Source organism: Chitinophaga sp. ARDCPP14, from assembly GCF_051362515.1.
Taxonomy (GTDB): domain Bacteria; phylum Bacteroidota; class Bacteroidia; order Chitinophagales; family Chitinophagaceae; genus Chitinophaga.
Genome location: NZ_JBKIXB010000011.1, coordinates 171,302 through 194,205, shown reverse-complemented (window position 1 = coordinate 194,205; position 22,904 = coordinate 171,302). Strand labels below are relative to the sequence as shown.

Sequence of the window (22,904 nt, the reverse complement as noted above, 5' to 3'; positions counted from 1 at the left end):
ATGCCGCTAATGAGAATCATCCTGTTGTGTTTTCAGCCTTGACCCGCTGTAACCTGACATGGACCCTATAACCAAAATTTGAACATGCTGTACTGATTGTTTTTTGTTATTACTATTTGCTTATTGAGGACGTATTTTAATTCCAACTAGTTCTGGAAGCATAGGTATCATTGGTTGTAGTGTTGCCAACTACAAGCGGATCCTGCATTTAGCCTTTTATATAGCAAATTTGTGCCCCGGATTTAGTCCGTCCGGGGAAGCATGATCTGTAAACAACAAAATTAGCACAATGCTATAAGCCTTACCAGGCTTTAGATTCCTATAGAAAATAATAGTTGATCCATCAGAATAAATTGACTTCATCTTTAAACCAAAATCTGTATAACTATGAACAAGGCAGGCGACTGCGATTGGCAATAACCCGATGAATTAAACCAAAATCTGACACAAGGCCGCCCGCCCGCAACATTTTCTTATATATCTAAACCAAATTGAAACCGTATGAAAAAAGGTTTACTACTATGGCTTTTACTAGCCATCGGTGTGGTGCATTCCTATGCCCAGACCCGAACGATTACTGGTAAGGTAACAGACGCACAGGATGGACAGGACCTGCCTGGCGTATCTGTAATCATCAAGGGTACCAAAACAGGCGTTGTATCAGGCGCCGACGGTAAATTTACCATCCAGGCAGATGCCAATACCATCTTACTGTTTTCTTTTGTTGGCTATGAAACGAAAGAAGAGAAACCCGGCAACCGCCAAAACATTAGTGTTGCCTTATCCGGCAGCAATAAAGTACTGAATGAAATACTTGTAACCGGTTATGGAGAGCTCAAAAGAAAAGATGTGACTTCTTCTGTGAGTCATGTATCAGCCGGACTTGTCAATAACCGCCCTGCCACCAGCTTTGACCAGGCGTTAACTGGCCGCGCTGCCGGTGTGAACATCAGTACCAACTCCGGTGTACTGGGCGATAACGTAAACATCCGCATCAGGGGTATTAACTCCATTACCAACAGCTCGCAGCCACTGGTAATAGTGGATGGTATCCCGGTAAACTCCCTCACTAACCTGAACGTTTTCAACAGTGGTAACGGTACCCGTTACAATCCGCTTGCAGACATCAATCCCAACGACATTGAATCGGTGGATGTGCTGAAAGATGCCGCTGCCAGTGCATTGTATGGTTCCCGCGCTGCTGCCGGTGTAATTATCATTACCACCAAAAGAGGAAAAAACGGTACTATCAATGTAAATTACAACGGATACGTGGGTATGAGCAAAGCCGTGAGATTACCAAAACTGCTGAACGGCGATGACTTCACTATTATCCAGAATGAAAAAGCAAAGAACGCTACTAAAACAGGCGGCGTTACTCCCATCCTGGCAAAAGACGTTGACATAAACGGCGATGGCAAACCAGACAGAACGGATTGGCTGGATGAAGTGTTCCGCACGGGCGTTATCCAGAATCACCAGTTATCACTCGCCGGCGGCACGGAGAAAGCGAAATTTTATGCATCCGGTGAATATGCCGATCAGCAGGGTATGGTGCTTGTTAACCGTTTACGCAGAGGTAGCATCCGTATGAACCTGGATGTAACCCCTAAAAAATGGTTGAAATCAGGTATCTCTTTATACAGCTCCAAGTCTTTGAATAACGGCGTATTGTCCGACGGATACCTCGCAGGTTCCACCTTCTCTGCATACAATGCGATGCCGAACGTACCGGTGTATGACAAAAACGGCAACCTGTATATCAAATCCAGCAACGGGGATCTGGCAGATGGTAATAACATTACGACCAATAAACTGAACCGTTTCTTCCACCCGCTGTCCAACTTACAGTTTGGAAGAAATGATAATACCGCCACCCGCGTATTATCCAGCGCTTATATAGAAATTGAGCCTATCGCCGGTTTGAAAATAACTTCCCGGTTTGGCGTTGACCTGGTGCAGAACTTTGAAGACCAGTACAGCGGACCATTACAGGCAGGTTTGGGATTAGGCAACAATGGCCTGGTGCAGGAAAACCTCTTCCGCCAGAACCTGTGGAACTGGTCTAACTTCGCCACCTATACGAAATCTATCAACAACCTGCATTTCATCAGTGCTACCATAGGTCAGGAATCCCAACATACTGAACAGAAACAGTTATACACCGGACAGGGTAACCTGGCAGATTCTTATTTTAAAGAAATCTATGACGGTTTATTTGCCGGTTCTGAAAACAGTTATACCGGTGGTGGCCGCGTTGCCAACTCGTTTGAGTCTTACTTCGGTAAGGTAGGTTATAACTACGGATCGAAATACTACTTTGATGCAACCCTGAGAGCAGATGCTTATTCCGACTTTGGCTCCAACAACCGCCGTGGTTATTTCCCTGGTGTATCTGTGGGATGGAGAATTTCTGAAGAAGGCTTCTTCAAAGATAATATTTCCCTGATCAGCGACCTGAAACTCAGGGCCAGCTATGGCATGGTGGGTAACTCCAACATCCGTGCATACGCATTCCGTTCCCTGTATGGCGGCGGACAATATGGCGATATCAACGGATTTGGCGTTTCACAGATTGGTGATCCCAACCTGCAGTGGGAAAAATCAAAGAAACTGGATATAGGCGTAGACGTTACCCTGCTGAAAAATAAGATCACTTTTGTGGCCGACTACTTCCACAGTAATATCGACCACCTGATCCTGGATGCACCTATCCTGGCTACCGTGGGTACTCCGTGGGACCCTGTTACCGGTACGGTGGGTTCTATCCTCACTACCAACATCGGTACCATGTGGAATAAGGGACTGGAATTGACATTAAATACCCAGAACATTACTACCAGGGACTTTAGCTGGAATTCCAGCATTAACTTCACCATTATTAAAAACAGGGTGACGGCCACTGCTGATGGATCTGATATCATCAAAGGAAACAACCGTGTCAGCGTTGGCAAAACCCTCGGCGTGTTCAAGCTGATCGAATGGGGCGGCGTAAACCCGGACAATGGTAATCCAATGTACTACAACGCCAAAGGCGAACTGGTGATGTACAACTTAGATCCTAACGTACCTACTGCCAGGAAATGGACTTCTCCGGACGGTACCAAGCCAATGAGCGCTGTTACAGGCTCTGACGCGCAGTACCAGGATAAATCCGGTTACCCAACCTGGTATGGTGGTTTCAATAACACTTTCAACTACAAAGGCATTGACCTGAGTATCCTGCTTCAGTACAGTGGCGGTAACTATGTATACAATTCCACCAGGGCTGCCCTGATGAGCAACTATTTCCAGAACAACCTGCAGGAAATCAAAAACAGATGGACTCCCGAAAATAAAAACACGGATGTTCCCAAGCTGGTACTCTCTGACGCGCCAACCAACCAGGCATCCACCCGCTGGATGGAAAAAGGCGATTTCCTGAGAGGTCGTGAAATCAGCCTCGGTTATACTTTCCCTGGCATCAAAGATAAAATCGGTTTGAACAGCCTGCGCGTTTACGCCCTCGTTCAAAATGCCTTTATCATTACCAAATATACAGGCGCCGATCCTGAAATCAATACCAACCGTGATAGCAATATCAACTACGGAACAGATAACAGGGGTATGCCTTTACCAAGAATATTCATGCTGGGCTTAAATGTTGGATTCTAATTGTTAGCGATTAAAAAAACTGAATTATGGAATTAAAATATAAACCGAACTCCCGGAAAAAAACAAGCATAGGTTTGGCCATTGGCGCAGTAGCGATAGCATCTTCGATGCTGTTTTCCTGCTCCAAAGTAAATGACCAGATCCCCTTTTCCAAACTGACGCCGGAGGAAGCCTTCAGCACACCGGAAAGAATTGAAAAGTCCGCCATCGGTATGTACGATGCCCTGCAGAACGGAGAATTCCTGGGGGGCCGCGTACTGATCTACTCGGACGTGAGATCAGTGGATGTAAATATCTCCTCTTATTTTGGTAACGTACCTACTTTTAATATGCTTTCCAACAATGTGTATGCGTTCAACTGCTGGTCGGGCGGATATAGAACCATTTTTGAAAGCAATTATTTTTCGCAGAACCTGAAAGATCATGAAAGTGTAGTTGGCGCAGAGGTAGCAGCAGGCTATTACGCAGAGGCAAAATTTATCCGTGCCCTCACGTACTTCTTCCTGGTAAATACCTATGCACAAACCTATACTTACCAGGCTGATGCCGGACATATGGGCGTGCCGTTGATACTCACCGCTGCAAAGGATGGTGGCGAAGCCATTGATCCGAAGAATAAAGTTCCCCGCAACACGGTGAAGGAAGTTTATGACCAGATGATCAAAGATCTCACTGAAGCAGCAGCCGTACTTCCTGTTACCACCGGTGATGATTACAATGACCGCAGCCGTGCCACCAAAGGCGCCGCCCATGCACTGCTTTCCCGCATCTACCTGTATGAAGGCAACTGGGCCAAAGCCCGTGACTATGCAGACAGCGTACTGCTGTCGTCCTTTGGTTACGACCTCGACGCCACGCCTGCTGATGTATGGTCTTCCGGAAACTACCAGACTTCCCTGGAACGCATTTTCTCTGTAGCCATGAGCTCCGGTGATAACCCGAATACCAATAACGCCATCGGCCAGCATTATGGCAGTTCAGGCAGGGGTGATATCACCATCAGCCAGACCTACCTGACGCTCCCCAATTTCGATCGTTTCACCGATCTGCGGGCGAAACCACTGTTTACTTATACCATCAGTGGTGGCGATACCACCGCATTTTATACCAAGAAGTTTTTTGGCGCCAGCACCGTAGATGCCTGGGTGCCCGTTGTACGCCTGGCAGAAGTGATGCTCACCAAAGCAGAAGCATTGGCCAGGTTAACTCCCGGCGTAGCTAATCCCGAAGCTATCACCCTGCTGAATGCCATCAGGACAAGGGCCAAGGCTAAGGTACTGGCCCCGTTAACACAGGCGGCACTGATCAACGATATCCTCACCGAACGCAGAATAGAACTGGCTTTCGAAGGACATGGCGAATTCGACTTCCTGAGAACACACCGTGCAATTCCTGCCCACGGCGGTGTAGATGCACAGGAGTGGAATGATGATGCAGTGGTATTCCCGCTGCCAAACGCGGAAGTAGAACGTAATCCAAACATGAAACAGAATCCTGGCTACTAAAGCCGTAACACTTATTCATAACGAAGGGGCTGGCCAGGTTAACTGGTCAGCCCCTTTTTTTTTTTTCTAAAAAAATTACTGCAGGATAATTTTTCTTACTGCCTTTCCAAACCGCTCTACTACATAAATATTCCCTTCCTTATCTGTACAAATACCATTAATGCTGTTAAAGGTGGCCTGGTTCAATGTTCCGTCGTCGTTTCCTGATACCGGGTTACTACCGCCTTTCCAGCCGGTGATGCGTGTTACCTGGTCGTTGGCGATTAACCGGATGGCATTATTATCTGCCACGTACATTTCGCCGGTTACCGCGTTGCGGGCCATGCCGGAGATAATGCTGAATTGTGCGCCGGTAAGCGATCCATCGCCGTAGCCATACTGGCCGCCGGCATACAGCGTTTTAACGCCACCTGTAATTTTTGAAACAAACGGGTTATCCGAATCGCCGCCAAAAAACAGGGTTCCGCTATTATCTATTACCAGTGTACCCGGTGCGCTCTGATATACATTCGGCGCCAGCGGGCTGGCATTGCCGGCGCCATCAAGGCGGTATACACCTGCGTATTGTGCGCCTATGTACACTGTTCCGTTTTTATCAATACCCACACCAATAGGCGTAAATGCCACACGGGCAAACGTAGTTACATTGCCGGCCGGCGTAATTTTACGGATGCATCTGTTATTCTGATCACATACATAGAGATTATCCTGCGCATCTATTACGCAAGCCACCGGGTAATTGAATGCCGCGGCTGTTCCGTTGCCATCCACATTCCCTGCGGAGCCATCTGCTTTCCCTGCAAAAATGCTCACCGCCCCGCTGGCCGTTACTTTCTTTATCACGTTCAGATCCAGCACGAATATATTCCCGCGGGAATCCACTGCTATGCCTTTCGGATCATCGAAAAGGGTTTGCGACGGGCCGCCTGCAACCGTGATCACTCCTGCCCTGCGGAATACCGGGCCTGTGGCATCCAGCGTGCCTACTTTTACTTTCAGCGCGCCGGTGCTAACGCCAACGGGAGCGACTACACGCAGCGTACTGTCGGTGGCTGCAGTTACCGGCACCACTACCCCATTGAAGGTAACGATGTTCTCTGCCGCGTTGGCACTGAAGCCAATCCCTTTTATGGTTACTTCCGTACCTGCGAGACCGTTATCCGGTAATAATTGTAAAATGCCCAGCGACTGTTCTTTAAACAGCGGTCCTTCCGATTGCTGCCCGTTCACGATGAGTTGTATTTTCCCGGCGCCTGCTCCGGCAGGTACCTTTACGCTTATGCTCCTATCAGTTGTAGCAGTAACAATAGCGGCATGCCCGTTAAAGGACACCGTTACTTCATCGGGGAACGTGCTGAAGTAATCGCCTGCAATATCCACAGCAGCACCCGCCGGCGCGCTCAGGGGCGTAACCGTTCTGATTACCGGTTTGGGAACCACGGTAAATACCTGGCCAATAGTTTTCTGCCCGTTGATGCTTACGACTACCGGTCCTGTAGCTACGCCTTCCGGCGCTGTCACCACCAGTTTGCCGGCAGCAGCGCTTATAACCGCCGCCGCTTTACCATTAAACGTAACGCTGTTGCCGGCGGCCAGGGTATTAAACCCTTCCCCGTTAATGGTTACCGCCGTACCGCTACCACCCTTCAGCGGTTTAATGCTGCTGATGACCTGGAAAGAGAAATCAGGTCCGCTTACTTCTTTTCCATCTACCATTACCACTACCTTGCCGCTGCCTGCACCTTCCGGCACAGCCGCTACCAGTAACGTATCGGATGCACCGGTGATCAGTGCGTCCTTTCCATTGATGGTTACCTTTGCCGGCGCTTCCATGCTGCTGAAGCCCGCGCCACGGATAGAAATATTCGTACCTGCGGGACCGTTAGCCGGACTGATACCATGCAGGCTCAGTGCCTGGTAAGTGTAGGTGCCAAGTTCCATTTTACGGTCGCCGGACTTTACAGCAAGTGAACCGGTGCTGCCATTATCCGGCGCCAGCACTATCAGCACGGAATCGCGTGCATCCAGTACCCTGGCTTCCGTACCGTTAAAGCTTACCTGTACATCTTTGGTGAGTCCCTGTCCCTGCAGGGTAACAATGGTACCCGCATTTCCACTATTAGGCCAGAACGTTTTTACATTCATTGCCACCGTGCTATTATCCCGGTCTTTTTTGCAGCCTGCCACCAGTAACAAAATTACCGGCAGCAGGTATAAAGCATATTTCATTGTTGGATGATTAACATTGATTAAAAAGAATATCTTAATCCCAGCTGCACCTGCGCCCTGGAGTTGAGGAAATCAACGGAGTAAGGCTTACCCGGATTTTCGAAAGTATACACCGGGTATCCGCCGGGGTTTTGCCCTGCCGGGAATACCGGTGTTAAGCCGGTGCTGGCAGTGGAGTTAAATGTATTGGGAGAGAAATATACCGTGCCCCAGTTGCTGTTGATCAGGTGCGTCAGATTCACTACATCCGCAGTAAAAGTGATGAACTGCTTTCCGCCAAAATGATACTCCTGTGCAAAGTGCAGATCTGCCTGCACATTCCATGGCGTGCGACCGGCATTACGCTCTGTGAACTGCCCGCGACGGCCGCGCAGGTATTTATCGCCATCTATATAAGCGTTAAAAGCAGCTGCCTGCTGTTCCGCAGAAATGCCTTTCCCGCGGAAGTAATTAATGGCTTCATCTGCATAAGGAATATATAACAAGCTTACCTGTTGCGGTAATCCCTGGATGCTGTTGTTAACCACACCGTAGGTAAAAGGACTGCCGGATTGCGCGGTGGCAAATATAGTAATGGTACTTACCCAGCTATTGCTCCAGGCTTTGTGGTAAGTAACGTTACCGACTATACGGTGACGCACGTCAAAGTTGGACCATGCCAGTCCGGGATTATTGGGACTGAGCGCCTGGTTCAGCTGCCAGTTGCTTTCCATAGAATTACGGATACCGTTGGAGATATCTTTGGAACCGCCGTAGGTATATGCCAGCGACGCCTGGAGACCTGAAGGGAAGCTGCGGTTGACGCTGCCGGTGAAACTGTAGCGGTAGCCTTTCTTTGTATTGCTCAGCAAATAAGCGTTAGAGAAATGCGGGTCTGTAGTGCCGCTGTAAATGGGTTGCTGCCGGTCTTTATCATAGGGATAATACTTTGGATCATCCTTGATGTTCACCTGCTGAAACAGCACATCTTTCAGGGTTTTGGTGTACATCGCTTCCACGGTGTATTTAAATCCTGCCGGGCTCACATAATCCAGTCCCAGGCTGCTGCGCCATACCTGCGGCATCACGAAGTTATTATCAATTACATCTACCTGTGTTTTACCTGCATTCCGGTTGTTCATCTGTGCGCCATTTTGCTCAATAAACTGCGCGATACCGTTAGGATTGGGTTGCAGCGGATCGCTGCCGGGCACAAATACTTTTGTATCTGCTTTCTGATCAAAGGAGCCGTAGTTGATGCCGTTGTTATAATAGGCATAGGCGATCCAGGCAAAAGGGATGCGGCCGGTGAACAGGCCAGTACCACCGCGGAGGATAAGGCTTTGATCGTTTTTCCAATCGTAGCGGAAGCCAAGGCGGGGCGACAACTGTACTTTGCCCAGGTAGCCATTATTGATGCGGTTCAGCGGCGTATAGGCGTAGGTGTTACCAAAAGAACCATCGGTATAGGCGTTCTGTGTTTTATCACTCAGGGCGGGTTTCTCTGGCAGCCAGGTATAATCGGCACGTATACCGGGGATCACCTTCAACTTGTCTGTTACCTGTATTTCATCCTGTGCGTATACGCTGTGCATGTTTATATTAAACTGCGCTTCCGGGTGCGCGAGGATGTATTCGCGGCTGTTATTGGTATAGTTGTAACTGCCACGAACACGGTAAGGATTGTTGTTAAGATAATCTTCAATACTCAGGTAATCCACTCTCCCATTCCAGCTATTCACAAAGCCATAATCGATATGATACAGTTCATTGTGGGTGCCGAGTAATATGGTATGTTTTCCTTTTCTGAAGGTAAGGTTATCGGAGATTTCGATGGTACGTTGTTTCATATCGAAGATGCTCGCCTCCCGGTCTGTACCGAGATAGATAGTAGTGCCGGGTGTGCGGCCGGTGATCTGCACCTGTGGCAGTGACGGATCTGAACCGGGGTTGCGCTTATCGTGTACTACGCTGAATCCTGCGATGAAACTGTTGGACCAGCGGTTATTGAACCGTGACTTCACTTCCATCACGGTGGAGCTCTGGTTATTCACCTGTTGATAGGCCATGCTGCTGAACCGGAAATCCTGTTGATCCCGGTCCATGTTCATGGCTTTAGATAGAATGGTATTATTGCGGAAGGAGAGTTGGTGTTTATCGTTGATGTTCCAGTCGATGCGGTTAAAGAACTTCTGCGAGCGGGAGTAGGCCGTGTAATTACCGGCAGTACCCGGATCAAAGTCCTGGCCATAGCGGCTCAGCGTTGCGTTGCGGATATCGTCCGCATCTTTGACGCTGAGGATCTGCGCCGTTTCCGGTTGCCCTGCAAGCAACTGGGCGGGGTCCTGGCGGGAAGTAATTTCTTCGTTGGTAAAAAAGAACAGTTTATTTTTTATGAGCGGAAATCCGAGCCGGACGCCTGCCTGGTAATCATAGAAGTCGCTGTTCATTTTGCCGTTGGGGCCTTTACCGGTGAGGGCTGCATTGCGGCCAAAGCCGTAAACCGATCCTGTTACGGTATTGGTACCGCTGCGTGTAACAGCGTTGATGCTGCCGCCGGTGAAGTTCCCGATCTTCACATCGAAGGGCGCCAGGTATACCTGCATGTCTTCGATCGCATCCAGCGATACTGCGTTGGTGCGGGTACTGGAGCCGGGCATACCGGAGCTGCCGGTAATGCCGCCTGCAGAGGGGCTGAAGCCAATGGCATCGTTGTTGATGGCGCCATCGATGGTTACGTTGTTATAGCGGAAGTTGGTACCTGCAAAGGAGTTGTCGCGGCTACCCTGCGGAACCATTTTAGTCATATCCTGGAGGCTGCGGGAAATGGTAGGCATGTTTGCCAGCTGTGTGCGGCTGATGTTTTGCCCTGCGCCGGTGGTGTTGGCGGAGGCGCCTTTCTTTGTGCCTTTGATGGTTACTGCAGAAAGATCTTTACCAGCAACGGCCATTATGATGTTGAGTTGTACGGGCTCCCCAAGACGGATATTCAGCTGTTCCCTTTTCTGCGGTTGCATGCCCATCATGGTGATGCTCACCGAGTAAGGACCGCCGATACGCAGGCCGGGTAAATAATAGCGGCCATCGGCGGTGGTGATTGCACCATACTTTGTACCCGAAGGCTCGTGGATAGCCAGTACCGTAACGCCGATGAGCGGTTCGTTTTTATCGCTGGTGATCTTTCCGCTTAGTGTGCCGTTTGTTTCCTGTGCGTATGCCAAGGGGCTGGTAGCCAGCAGTACGGTGAACAAGTAAGCTATGTATAAAATTTTCTTCATCACTACTGATTTTCTTTTAGTACCTGGTCTATGATGTGGAGTACGCCGTTGCCGGCCATGAGATTTTCTCTGGTCACCACTGCCGGTACTTTGTTGCCGGCTCCCTTTATGGTGATGCCTATGTATTTCACATCTGTCTCGTCTTTTACGAGTGAAATACCTACGTTATTACCGTTCTTCATCGCTTGTTCCGTTTGATCAGAGCTGCCGGTGGTAAGGATATAATCGTAGATAAACTTCCGGCCTGCAAACAGGTGGTATTCCAACAGATCGCGTAATATTCTTGCATCTGTTTTATTGATACTATCTATAGAAGGAAAGCCTGCGCTGCGGAATGCCGAATTGGAAGGCGCAAAAAAAGTATAGGTGGCGCTACCGGAGATCAGTGTTTTCATACCCGCCTGTTGCAACGCTACATTTAGAAAAGTAAGACTGGTATCTGTCGCAATTGCATCTGACAGTGTTTGGTATACCAATGGTTGCAACACATTATCAAGTACCTGTATCATACCGTTACTGGCGGGCAGGTTGTACGCGAGGACGGGGCTGCCATTAATCGTCAACACGGTATCTTCGCCTTTGATCCAGTGTGTAACAAACATTTTTGCGCCGGTAATCGCCGATATTTCCTGATTAAACTGATAAGGCAGTTTATTCAACTCCCAGGTACCGTTTACAATGTGATAGGACACCAGGTTATTGAGAATGGCCGCACTTTGGGTCAGTACCTGTTGGTTAGTTGCATATCCGGCTTTTACAAATGCGTTGTTATCCGGTACCATGACCGTATAAGGCCCGGCTTGCGCCAGCACTTTACGGTAACCGGTTCTGCCCAATGCCGTATTAAAAGAAGAGAAGTTAAATCTATTATCGTCGATGATGTAGGTCAGGCGATTGATTTCATCCGAACCTGCTGTGTTATCTTTATCCTTTGTACAGGCTGACAATAAGAGTATCAGCAAACCTGTATAAGTGAATTTTTTCATTTGGCTGCTTTTTAAAATTATTGTTTAAACAGATCTCCTACTTCGTGAACAACACCATTGATCACTCTTATATCCCTGCTCTTTAAACTGGTGTAAGGATAGCTGGTACCTATTCTTCTGACGCCGGGCTGACCGTTGTTGTTAATAAATGACAAACTGATCCGTGTTGGCGGGTTATTATAAGGCTCTCCTTTGTATAGTGTTAGTCCGCTGAGATTGGTAGCATTCAGCGTGAGGTCGTTGCTAAAAAAAACCGGTCCTACACGGGCCTCTATTCCATTTAGCTGGGCGGCGTTGGATATTTCAGGTCCGCATGCCAGCAGTATAGAATCCATAGTAGTTACCGGTTGCTGCCAATACATATTTTCATCATAGTCGGCAGGCGGCAGTGGCCAGGAACGGAGACAGTATTGCAGAATATCATCTGCATTATGAAAACCATTTTTTATAAATGCATCGTTGTTGGGTGCGAACAGGGTAAACTGTACCAGTGAGGTGGACGATTTCAGCAGCGGCAGTGAACTATTCATCCAGACGGACTGGTACAGGCTATCGTTGACAAGTAATGCAGCCACATACAGGCTGAAACGCGGCTGGCTTTGCAGGTATTCCCACATGGATTGTTGTGGTTTGCTGATCAGGTGATCAATGGGATATATTACTCCATTAGTGCCTTCCAGTTGTTGTCCCCATTTGCCGAGGGCCATCCCATTGACGATCAGGCTATCGCCGGATTTAGCCAGGAACTGGAAATCCACGTAATCCTTGTACCAGTTTTCCCTGTCGGCGAAAGAGCGGGATGACAGCGTTGCTGCCGGCGTGCTGCCTTTGACGGCGGTAATATTTTCCGGCAACAGGCGGACAGACATTATATAATAGGACAACAACTCATCCAGTACAGCTGCATCTGTTGCCTTTATTTTTTCCAATGTCCAGCCGGCTTCATCGAAAGCTTTATCGGTGGGTACAATGAGGGTATGAAAACCTGCGCCATCCTCTTTTATTTTCTGATCCATACCGGAGCGCTGCCATGCTTCACGGAAACGGGTGTACGAAGAAGCGGCCAGTTGCTGCTGCCATGTTTTATCGGGTCCTGATTCATGCGGCACGGGTTCACCGACCGGTTCCGGTTCAATGTCCTGTTTGCGGCAGGCAGCAAAAGCCAGGAGCAGTAATAAGAGCAAAGATATTTTTGATGTCATCTGTTTCATTTTTATTGCTTCATTAAATCCGGGTTCAGGAAAAGGTCATCTATTACGTGAACAATGCCGTTGCTGCATGTATGATCTGCATTTGTGAGTCCATTCAGGTAGTTTACATTGGAGGGGCCGTCTTCGCTCGGGTACCAGTCGGCTGCTTTCTTTTTCAAAATACTTATGGAAGAAGTTTCTGTGCCGTAGTAACTATTATACGAATACCCGGGTGCGATGGAATATCCGCCGGCTTTGATGCCGCCGTCGCCTACTGTAGAAGTACCTGAAAGCAGATAACCATCGGTACAAAAGATATGCATAGGTCTCATCTCTATCGGGTAAATAGCAAAGGTGATGGCCTTATAATCGGCTGGTTTCATGCTGGCAATCCTTTCTGCCGTAAGTCCGTATTTCAGGAAGGCGCTATTGGCCGGTGCGAAAACCGTTAATGGTTTATTTGTTTTGAGACCGTCCCATAAATTGAATTGCTTCATGGCGGCAGCAAATAAAGTTAAGCTGGTATCTGCGGCGATATAGTCCTGTACGGTGCCCTGGGTGCGCTTCAGCGGCTTGGCGAGAATATGTAGCACACCGTTCGCCAGGGCGATATTCCTTTTACTTTCCTTGAGGATCAGCGCACCATTTACAAACATGTCGTTGTCTGGTAACATAGTAACTGTCTTCAAGGTGGATATATATATTTCTTCTCCGGAAAGCGTAAGATACCTGTTATCCATTTGCTGTGGGATAGTGGTGGTAAAGTAACGGTTACGGATGATGTGATAACGGAGCATAGACCGCAGACTATCTGCATCCATTTTAGCAACATCTCCAGGACCTGTAACACCCATTCTATTAAATGCTGCGTTATCCGGTGCAAAAAAGGTAAAGGGTCCACCCTGATTCAATGTATCCAGCAGACCTGCTTTTTTCAGGGCAGCAGTTAAAATGCTCAGGTCATAATTGTTTTCAATAAATGCGCCCATTGCGCGTGGTGTAGTAGTTCTGTCAATGGGCGGAATGAGGTCATCTTTCCGGCAGCCCGTTACGAACGCCAGCAGCAGCGATACTGCCATGAACTGTTTTATGATAGAAATATTCAGCATATCGAAATGATAAAGACGTTAATAAACGGGTGGTGCAAACTTGCGCTGGATGGTAGTTACATACATCTTCCGGTTGATATACTCCACCGTATTCACTGTAGCAAATGAACGGGGATTATTGGTACCGGAATGGATACTCACCACCAGGCCTGTACGCAGATCGCATTTTACCTTGAAGGGCAGATAGGCACTTCTGTTTGATTCGCCATAGTCGCCCATAATAATGGCGGAGTAAACGCCTACCGGTATGAAGCCCGGGTAGCCCAGGTTTTCCGGGGTAAAACCGGCAGCGTAAAATCCGAACAGCTGACTCATATTGCCTGTAAAGATTTTATTGCTGCTGGTGTCTGCAAATAAAGGGAAGCTGTAATAAGGCATTACCTTAGGTTCCAGGGAATGGATGATCCGTCCCATAGGTATGCCTTTGTAACCCGGCAGGGCCACGGGAGCTCCATTTGGCGCCAGTTTATTAAGCGAGTAATAAACGTTCATGGTGTCACTCAGCTTGGTGTTGGACAGGTCTTCATTTGGCAAAGTACTGGGCGCTTTCTCATAGAAATTGACTGCGCTGAGGTTATAGAAGTTCACATATACTGTGGAATCAGCGAAGGGTTGTTTCGGAAATATTTCCTTACGCAGGTACATAAATGGCTGCTGGCTGGTATATTCTTTTATCAGTGCATGCATCGTATATACTTCCCCCGCGCTCAGGTCTATGGTGGTATCAATCAGCGTAACGCCCCGTTCCATTTTATCCAGTTCAAAGTATGGCACGTTGTTCAGCGGCCGGGTACGGAAAACAATATGATGCTTACCTGAAGGCACCTGCGCCCAGCTCGAAAGGTCATATCCATTCACAATAGGAGCGGCCAGTACTCTTTTAGTACCGGGATATTCTTTTTGCCACAATACATTGCTGGCGGCGTCGGGATAAGGTCTTGCCCAGTCGGCGCGCAGCCCCAGAAAATCGCCTGTGATGGCTGCGCTGACAGGTACCCCGTTATCATCCATCACGGGGTCTACCAGGAAGGCGAGGAATGGTTGTGGCGCATCTTTGTTATCAAGACTGGTGGTAAATTCAAGGCAGTTGAATACCCGCAGGTAGGCGGGATTATCCAATACCACATAGTCCGTTTTGCGGCAGCTGCTGAAAAACAGCGCGGCCAGTAGTAGTGTCAGTAAAAAGTATTTATTATTCATAAGACTACTCAATTGTTATGTTTCACAATAATCATCCGGGCTTTTTCCGTGGCATTGGGAGCGGTGCTGCCCAGTAGTACTACGGTATAAATACCTGGTTCGCTCTGTGGTATTTCCGGTGTTTTATATAATTCCGGGCGGGCAATAAAATCACGGCTTTTCAGCGGCGCAATATTGCGCAGCCAATCGCCGGGGGCAATACCGGGCATCGAGGCATAGGCCATTACCGGTTGCGAGAAATTGACCATTTGCATCACATAGGGAAGATCGGTTACTGCTTTTCCAAAATAAATATGTTGAAACGCCAATGTGGAGATTGCAATAAACGGTTGTCCGTTGCTCTGTGTAAAAGTGACTTCTTCCAGGTCCGGGCAAAAATTCATGAAGCGGATCCCAAAAGGATATACATTTTTCAACATACCGTAGGTACCATCATCTGTAGCAGTACCACCATAGTATTTTCCACTGAGGTTATTGGCAGAAAAAGTAATTGCGGTGCTACCATCTTTACGGGTATACAGCCAGGCAGTAAAATTATCGGCGGGTTGCATGGCGAGATTACTTTCGGCCAATACCTGTCCTTTTTCATCCAGTGCTTTTACCATATGCGTACCCGTTATATAGCGGCTGTAGCTGGTTTGTTTGGCAAAGGCCAATGTGCCTCCCAGGGGCTGTCCGTCTACCTGCCAGTTAATGTTTTTACCTGCGGCTACATTTACGCCCTGTAAACGGGCATAGGTAATGTTCACCGGTTCAGGAATATCTGCAATAATGCGGAAGGTGTTATTTTCTGATTTGTAAGTTTCCCCGTTAGGATTACCGGTTGGGATGTTGGCGTCGTAGGTACTGGATACCACGATGGTATAAATGCCTCCGGGCTGAAACGTTTTCAGTGGTGCGTAGGTGAGCCAGGTATCTTTACCACCTCCGATGCCGGGCGTACCGTTTATATCCATCAGGGTGCCGGTAACCGGGTTCAGGAGATTATACATGCTTCCACTGGCTGGTACTTCTTTTCCTTCGTTATTCAATACTTTGAACTGGTAGGTGCCATAGGGTATTTCCACATAATCAGAATATTGGCCGGGAGCTACGTTGCTAAGCCCCGGCACGCCGGTACCATCGGCCAGCGTGAGCGACATAGGCCCGGTGCGGAAAATACCCGGAGGAATGCTACCCGTAATGGAGGAGCTGAGATTCAGCAAACGCACCTTAAATGCAACCGGATCTGCCGCCGGTGATATACCCCGTGGGATCACGAACAAAGAGTCCTGGAAACCATCCGGATTGGGTCTGAAACGTACAAAGTAATAATCGTTCGGATGTGCCTCATCATTTTTTGCGCGGAAGGGTCTGGGCTGCGGCACCAAGTTCCTGACAGACAAGCTGCTGAACAGGATACTATCTACCCAGCCGCTGGCTTTCACCTGCTCCCGGGGAATGCTATAGGTTAGCCCTAAACGGCCTGTTTCCGGAAAGTATGCTGTACCGCGTGTTTCATTGGCACCATAGTATCCTTCGTTATCGGGCTGCAGGTAGCTGGTGAGGCGTTGTCCGTTCACCGACAATTCTGTAGCGCCTAACAAATTGACCAGGCGGATGCCGGAGGCAGCCATCGGGTATTGCACCATGCGGTTATCGTAGCTGTAGTCGAGTTTTTTGCTGCAGGCGCTCATCATCAATACCACTGCTATGAGTATGTAAGTAATTTTCATTTTCATCATTCAAATTTTTACAGGTTAAAAGTCAGGCCCAGCATAAATTCTGTTCCGCGGTAAAAACTTCTGCGTACATATTTCTTTCCGTAAAAATTACCTCCTGTGCCAGGATTGGCATATACTTCTTCCACTGGCCTGTCGAGTATATTTTTTGCATACCCTTTTAACTGCAGACGTTTCAGCAGCCGCTGGGAAAACACGAAATCCAGTACCGGGTTGGGTCTGGAATACAGATCCGGCGTACCATCGAGGTTTACCTGGATGAGCCGCTCTCCTACCATGTTAAAAGTGGCTGTGAAATCAGTACCTGATTTTGTGTTGTTGTAGTTCAGGAATATATTCACTGAATACGGCGCCTGTTCAAACAGCGGGCTGTTGGCCGGTGCGCGGCGATCGATGGCACGGGAGGATTCCAGTCTCTCCTTAGTTTTCTTAATTTCACTTTGTGCCAGCAGCAGGTTTGATCCCAATGACAAATTCTTCATGGCTGCCGTCAGGATACCCAGGTTCTTTACTACTTCCAGTTCTATTCCATACACACGACCTTTGTTAGGATCATTCTGAAATTCGATGGCAGGAAATTCGGGGAACCGTGCTTCCAGTCCGGATGAATTTTGTTTAAACACCTTTGTTAACTGGTTATCTATCTCCTTATAAAAAACCGAAGCAGACAATACCTCACCCGGTGCGGGGAACCATTCCCAGCGAAAATCGTAGTTGGTGGTTTGCTGGTTTTTCAGGTTGGGATTACCCACCACCAGTGCAAACTGGAAAGGATCAAAATCAAATACGTTGGTGAGTTCCCTCAGCTCCGGCCGGGCCAAAGTAGTGTTGTAGCCCAACCGGAAGTTCATGTTCTTATTCAGTGTATAGGTAAGGTTAGCAGAGTAGAAAGGTTCATAATCTGTTTTATAGATAGAATTTGGTTCGGTATATACCAGGTTTATTTTGTTACCGCCGGCATCTGTAGCAGTAATAGAGGGATCCAGGAATACATTGGATGTATCTACTGCAGCCTGGATATCCGTCATTTCAAAACGTACGCCGCCCGTGAAGCGCAACTGTTCCGTGAGATGCAGGTCCAGCATACCATAAAACGCGCGGGTTTCATAGTAGCCTTTATAGTTATTGGGGGATTTCTGGATATTATACAGGAAGCCGCCATTGCGGGGGGCACCTTCTTCGTTATAGGAAGAAGGCGGGCGGATACCGATACGATCATATCCTACCAGCTGATCCAGCTGACCATTTACTTCATACAGCGGTAGTGCGCCATTGACAGCATAATTGGAACCCGGGAGATAGAGTACATTCTCTGAAAAGCTTCTTCTCCGATGCAGGTAGTTTACCCCGGTTTTAAATTCCTGTTTTTTATTAAATACTTTAAAAGGCAGGGTGAGATCCGCTTTATAGTTGTAATTATTTTCCCGGAGCTGGCGGAAACGGCGTCCATTGGGATCGGCCTGGATGATACCATAGGGGCCATATCCGTTTACATATCCTGATACCAGGGAATACAAACTGGGGGAAGCCACAATAGGCGGTGTACCGCCCGGCACATCCACTGCACCCGGATGGCTGCTGCCACCGTTTACGCGATAGTCGGCCAGGTTTACAAAGCGGTAATCCGGATCATCCTGTGAAGACGAAGAGGTAGCGAGGTTATAACTCAGCTTCGGAGAGTATTCTTTCATTGTGAGCTTATGCTCGCCCTGTAAGTTAAAGGTATTGAGTGTACGATAGCTTTGACGTAAGGAATACACGAGGTTATACACCTTGCCTGGCAGGCCGGTGTACTCGTAGGCGCCGTGCAGGTTGCTGGCGCGTGTTTCCGCACCCCGGCTGCCCAGGTACTGCATACTTATTTCGTGCTGCGGGCTGAAGCGATAAGTGAGTCCACCCAAAAATCCATAGTTGAGTGTTTGTGTGCCGGTGTTTTCCTTATAATTTAAATACTTCCCCAGATTGATATTGTTGGGAGTAATGTAGTTAGGAATTACGCGGGGACTGTACAATGCGCTGTTGCCTGTTAACACGCCCTGGTATACGCTGTACTGGGTGAGCTGGCCGTCGTAGATATCGTTGGTGCGGTTATAATAATTGGCGCCGGCTATTAATCCTACCTGGTGTTTCTTAAATACCGTATAGCTGTTACCGTAAGTAACCGCATAGATCTGGTTCAGCGGGGCCGATTTATACTTTGTGGTGAGCACGGGATCGAAGCCGTGCATGATACCGCTGACGCGGTTGGCTTCTGCCAGCAGGGCCGGATCGTTGCGGCTGTTGGCGATTTTACGCTGGATATCGCCTAAGCCGTTTGGGTACTGTTTGGACAGCTCCCGGAATTCCGGGGATAATCCTTTTGACTTTACCTTTTGCCCGAGGAAGCCCATGTCGCTGTTATAGAAGCTGTTCACTTTGCTGCCGGTTTGTGAGTTCATGCCGGTTTGCACGGTGATGGTGAGCATTTCCCGGTCGGGTACCGACTTTGTTTTGAGTTCCACGATACCGGCAGCGGCATCAGCAGGTTTATCGGAGGTGGTGGTTTTGTAGATAGTGATATTATCCAGCAGGCCGGCGGGTACCAGGTCCAGCGGAATCGCGCTCCTGTCGGGATCGGAAGAAGCCAGGCGGATGCCATTGAGCTGGCCGATCACGGAGCGGTCGCCCAGGCCGCGGATGGCTACATATTTATCGTCTGTAACTGTTACGCCCGATACCCGTTGCAGGGCCTGGGTGGTGGTAATGCTGGCTGTTTTTTCGATGTTCTGGGCAGAGATCCCATCGGAGATCATGGCCGAGTTTTTACGGTCGTTCAGCAGCATTACTTCCGTATTGGAGCGCCGACGGGCATCTACTGTTACGCCGCTCAGTGTTTTGCTGTCGGCTTTCAGTTGTACTGATAACACCGGTGCGCTGCCGGCTTTGATCATTTTGGTAGCATAGCCTACATAATAGATCACCAGCACATCCGAGGTATCTTTCACTTCCACGGAGAAGCGGCCGGATTCATCGGCCATTACCACGCTGCCGGTGCTTTGGGCCATGATTTCCGCGCGGGCGATGGGCGTGTTTTTGGCAGCATCCGTGATGATGCCGCTGATGGTGCGTTTGCGGGGGGCTGTTGATTGTTTGACGATGATTTTGCGTACCACTACCTTCCTGCCATCTACTGCTTCAAATTCCAGCCCGGTATTCTGCAATAACCAGGTGATCACTTCTGCTACGGTTTTATTATTGAGATCGGCCGTATATTTTTTATCCACCGCTTTCATATCGGCAGGATTGTAGAAGAAGGTAACGCCGCCCTTCTGCTGCACAGTCATGAAACATTTTGCGATGGGCTCATTCCTGAAACTGATGCTGATCTTTTTCTGCAGGAAGCTTTCCTGCGCCGTTGCCGGCAAGGTAAAGCAGAGCAGGATCCACATACATCCGTGTAAAATTTTTTCCTTCATTCGTTTGTGATTTAAAAAAAGAAGATCCGTTACCAGCAGCTGTACGCTGATGGTTGTTAGCATTTCCGCTGTGCGAGCTGCTACCTGATTACGATGACGCCGTTTTTGTTTTTATGAATAGTTAGCCGGTACGACAGGGATATCACTTTCAGGATATCGTTCATGCTGTCGGTTTCCTCGAATGCGCCGGTGAATTTCAGGTCGCTGATACCTGGAGTAGTTTTTATTTTTACGCCGTACAGCATTTCTATCTCCCTGAAAACATCGTTCAGCGCTGATTCATTGAACAACAGCTTTTTGCTGGTCCACCCGGTGTTTACTTCCGTTTGTTTATAGATATAGATGGTTTCCTTGTCATAAACCAGTTCCTCGTTTTCCGTGAGCTGCTGTACCGCCGTACCGGCGGTAACCGCTACCCTGCCCGTTTTCACGCTTACCTTTGGTTTTTCGATACTGGTACTGTCTGCCACTACGAAGCTGGTGCCCAATACCTTTACGCTTACATGCGGGCCGGTGATGATGAAGGGCGCGGTTTGCGGGGTGACGTCGAAGAATGCTTCCCCGTTCACCGTAATATTTCTTTGTTTACCACGGAAGTATTGGGGATAGGTGAGCGTGGTACCTCCATTGAGGATGGCTACGGAGCTATCCGGCAGGATTACCTTTTTTATCTGGTATTTCAATGCGGTGATGCTTTGCATGGGAACCGGATCCAGCCAGTCCTGCAAGGCGAGGCGGTAGGTGTAAGTGGCCCCGGCGGCTATGAGAATTAGTACCGTAGCTGCGTACCGCCATACCTTTATCCGTGGCGGCGCAATTTCCCTTTCCAGGTTATTCCATACTTCCAGGCGCTGCAGCTCCACATCGTCCGGCACCTGTTTTTCCTCCCAGGCCTTATCGAGGTAAGTGTTCAGCAATGCAGCTTCGCTGCGGGTGGCATTGCCCGACAGGTAGTTGCTGACCAATTTTTTAAACTGTGTGATATTCATCCGGAACATTCTTCTATAGATATGTTCCTTCAAAGGAGGTGCTTGTCCCGAAGAAGTACGTTAAGGAATTATTAACTCATTATTTCCGCGAGGATCAGGGCAGCTGCGATATGGTGTCTTAAAGCCTTCAATGCTATGTGCAGCTGGTTTCTTACTGTTTTTTCGGAGAGATTTAATTTCCCGGCGATTTCCGTGATGGATAGATGATGCCGGCGACTCAGCAGGAATATTTCCCGCGTTTTTTCGGGTAAGGTGGTTAGCTGGTTATCTATTTCTTTAAATACATCGGCCGTTTCCATCTTTTCCCAGATATCGTTTAACACCGGCATGATATATTCCTGCACGCGGTCCAGCTCCTCCGGCCGGTTCATGATTTCCTTTAGTTTTTTAATAGACTGAAAGCGGACGGCCTGGTGGAGATAGTTTTCCAGCGGACCGTTCAGGTTCAGCTTCTCTTTCCGTGACCACAGGGAGATGTATACGCCCTGCACTACGTCCTTAGCATCGTCTTTATTGCCGAGGATTTTCAGCGCGAAGGCATAAAGGGCGGGCCAGTGCTGATTGAAACACCTTTCGAATGCTTTTGGATCACCGGTACGGATAAGCGCTATATCATCATGAGCATGCAGCATGGCAGAGGTTTGAGCAACGGGGCGAAAATAGGGGATTTTGTTGGGGAGGTGGTTTAAGGTATTGTTATGTTTTCTGAGTGTGGCGGGAAAAAGTGTCAATCGCTGAGAAATTAATGCAGCTAAGAAACCTATATTTACAGCAAATCAATTCATCGATTAGAAAAATAAGCACAATACTCTCCTTAATGCTAGAATATTATTACTACATCAATAAAATTATATCCCTATGAAAAAAGCAAAATTCCTATTAACTTTAGTTATAGTCATTTCTACATTTTGCGGAATATTGGCATTCAAAGCCAATAAGCTCCTCAGAACATTTTACTCACTTGGATCCACTACAATAAATGGACAAGGAACCAAAGGATGTGTTGTACCAGTCGATCTAAACCTAACACCCAACCCTGGTGGCTTTGTCACTCCATATTCAAGTACTTTTAATGCTCCTACAACTACCTGCACTTGCAGAGTCATAAATAGCTAATAACTCATCATTGAAACACAGATACTTTACTCCAAAACATCGATAAAATCCCCTATACAGTGGTGCTATTCAAATACCCTAGGACATACTTGATTCATAATCGACACATTCATACTCTAGTTCACAGATAAAAAACTCTCTTAAAACCTTAGAACTACATTCAATTTGCAGAAGCAAGTTTGCAAATTCAGAATATGAATTAATGATGATAATATAGTCAAAAACCCCTAAAGCTGGCAGTGAATTACCATATACCACTTTATAAAGATAAGCTATTGGTGACTGATTTACATTTTATTCCCCGGGAAGTAAATGGGGAGTAAAACGGGGAGTAGCTCCTAAGCAACTGCTTATCTATTTTTTTCTTTCTCTTCTTTCTTTGCTCTCAATTTCCACTCTCTTCCAATAAAACACATATCAATGTGATACAATTCATATCAATGTGAATGGAAATTTTTTTGAGTAAAAATACGACATTAGTTTAGCATAAGTG

Annotated in this window: 12 protein-coding genes; 2 read left to right on the top strand and 10 right to left on the bottom strand. The window is 47.9% G+C overall.

All coding sequences use genetic code 11. The features are described 5' to 3' along the window. The first annotated feature begins 501 nt into the window (after window positions 1-501). Both ACLHR0_RS25880 and ACLHR0_RS25875 read left to right on the top strand, forming a co-directional pair. Window positions 502-3,654 (top strand): SusC/RagA family TonB-linked outer membrane protein, encoded by a 3,153-nt coding sequence (locus ACLHR0_RS25880; RefSeq protein ID WP_436490563.1) that lies wholly within the window; start codon window positions 502-504, stop codon window positions 3,652-3,654. Between the two features lie 26 nt (window positions 3,655-3,680). Further along, window positions 3,681-5,159: a RagB/SusD family nutrient uptake outer membrane protein gene (locus ACLHR0_RS25875; RefSeq protein ID WP_436490561.1), complete on the top strand. Its 1,479-nt coding sequence runs from the start codon at window positions 3,681-3,683 to the stop codon at window positions 5,157-5,159. A gap of 75 nt (window positions 5,160-5,234) precedes the next feature. Here the strand turns inward: ACLHR0_RS25875 and ACLHR0_RS25870 are convergent, their stop codons facing one another. From ACLHR0_RS25870 to ACLHR0_RS25825, 10 genes are all read right to left on the bottom strand, one after another. Then, complete coding sequence (locus ACLHR0_RS25870; RefSeq protein ID WP_436490560.1) at window positions 5,235-7,388, bottom strand: IPT/TIG domain-containing protein; 2,154 nt, start codon at window positions 7,386-7,388, stop codon at window positions 5,235-5,237. 20 nt (window positions 7,389-7,408) lie between these two features. Further along, window positions 7,409-10,645 (bottom strand): TonB-dependent receptor, encoded by a 3,237-nt coding sequence (locus ACLHR0_RS25865; protein ID WP_436490558.1) that lies wholly within the window; start codon window positions 10,643-10,645, stop codon window positions 7,409-7,411. 2 nt (window positions 10,646-10,647) lie between these two features. Continuing rightward, a complete protein-coding gene (locus ACLHR0_RS25860; protein WP_436490556.1) occupies window positions 10,648-11,631 on the bottom strand; it encodes a fasciclin domain-containing protein in 984 nt (327 codons plus the stop codon). Between the two features lie 17 nt (window positions 11,632-11,648). Then, the gene (locus tag ACLHR0_RS25855; protein WP_436490554.1) at window positions 11,649-12,833 is read right to left on the bottom strand and encodes a fasciclin domain-containing protein; all 1,185 of its coding nucleotides are present in this window, start codon (window positions 12,831-12,833) and stop codon (window positions 11,649-11,651) included. A gap of 11 nt (window positions 12,834-12,844) precedes the next feature. Further along, complete coding sequence (locus ACLHR0_RS25850; RefSeq protein WP_436490552.1) at window positions 12,845-13,930, bottom strand: fasciclin domain-containing protein; 1,086 nt, start codon at window positions 13,928-13,930, stop codon at window positions 12,845-12,847. Window positions 13,931-13,948: 18 nt separating this feature from the next. Then, window positions 13,949-15,130: a hypothetical protein gene (locus tag ACLHR0_RS25845; protein WP_436490551.1), complete on the bottom strand. Its 1,182-nt coding sequence runs from the start codon at window positions 15,128-15,130 to the stop codon at window positions 13,949-13,951. A gap of 8 nt (window positions 15,131-15,138) precedes the next feature. Continuing rightward, entirely contained in the window at window positions 15,139-16,845 is a 1,707-nt protein-coding gene (locus ACLHR0_RS25840; protein WP_436490549.1) for a hypothetical protein, read from the bottom strand. A gap of 17 nt (window positions 16,846-16,862) precedes the next feature. Then, entirely contained in the window at window positions 16,863-20,306 is a 3,444-nt protein-coding gene (locus ACLHR0_RS25835) for a TonB-dependent receptor domain-containing protein (RefSeq protein WP_436490547.1), read from the bottom strand. An 80-nt stretch (window positions 20,307-20,386) separates the two neighbouring features. Next, the gene (locus ACLHR0_RS25830) at window positions 20,387-21,328 is read right to left on the bottom strand and encodes a FecR family protein (RefSeq protein ID WP_436490546.1); all 942 of its coding nucleotides are present in this window, start codon (window positions 21,326-21,328) and stop codon (window positions 20,387-20,389) included. A 38-nt stretch (window positions 21,329-21,366) separates the two neighbouring features. Next, entirely contained in the window at window positions 21,367-21,927 is a 561-nt protein-coding gene (locus tag ACLHR0_RS25825; RefSeq protein WP_436490544.1) for an RNA polymerase sigma factor, read from the bottom strand. Window positions 21,928-22,904: the final 977 nt, after the last annotated feature.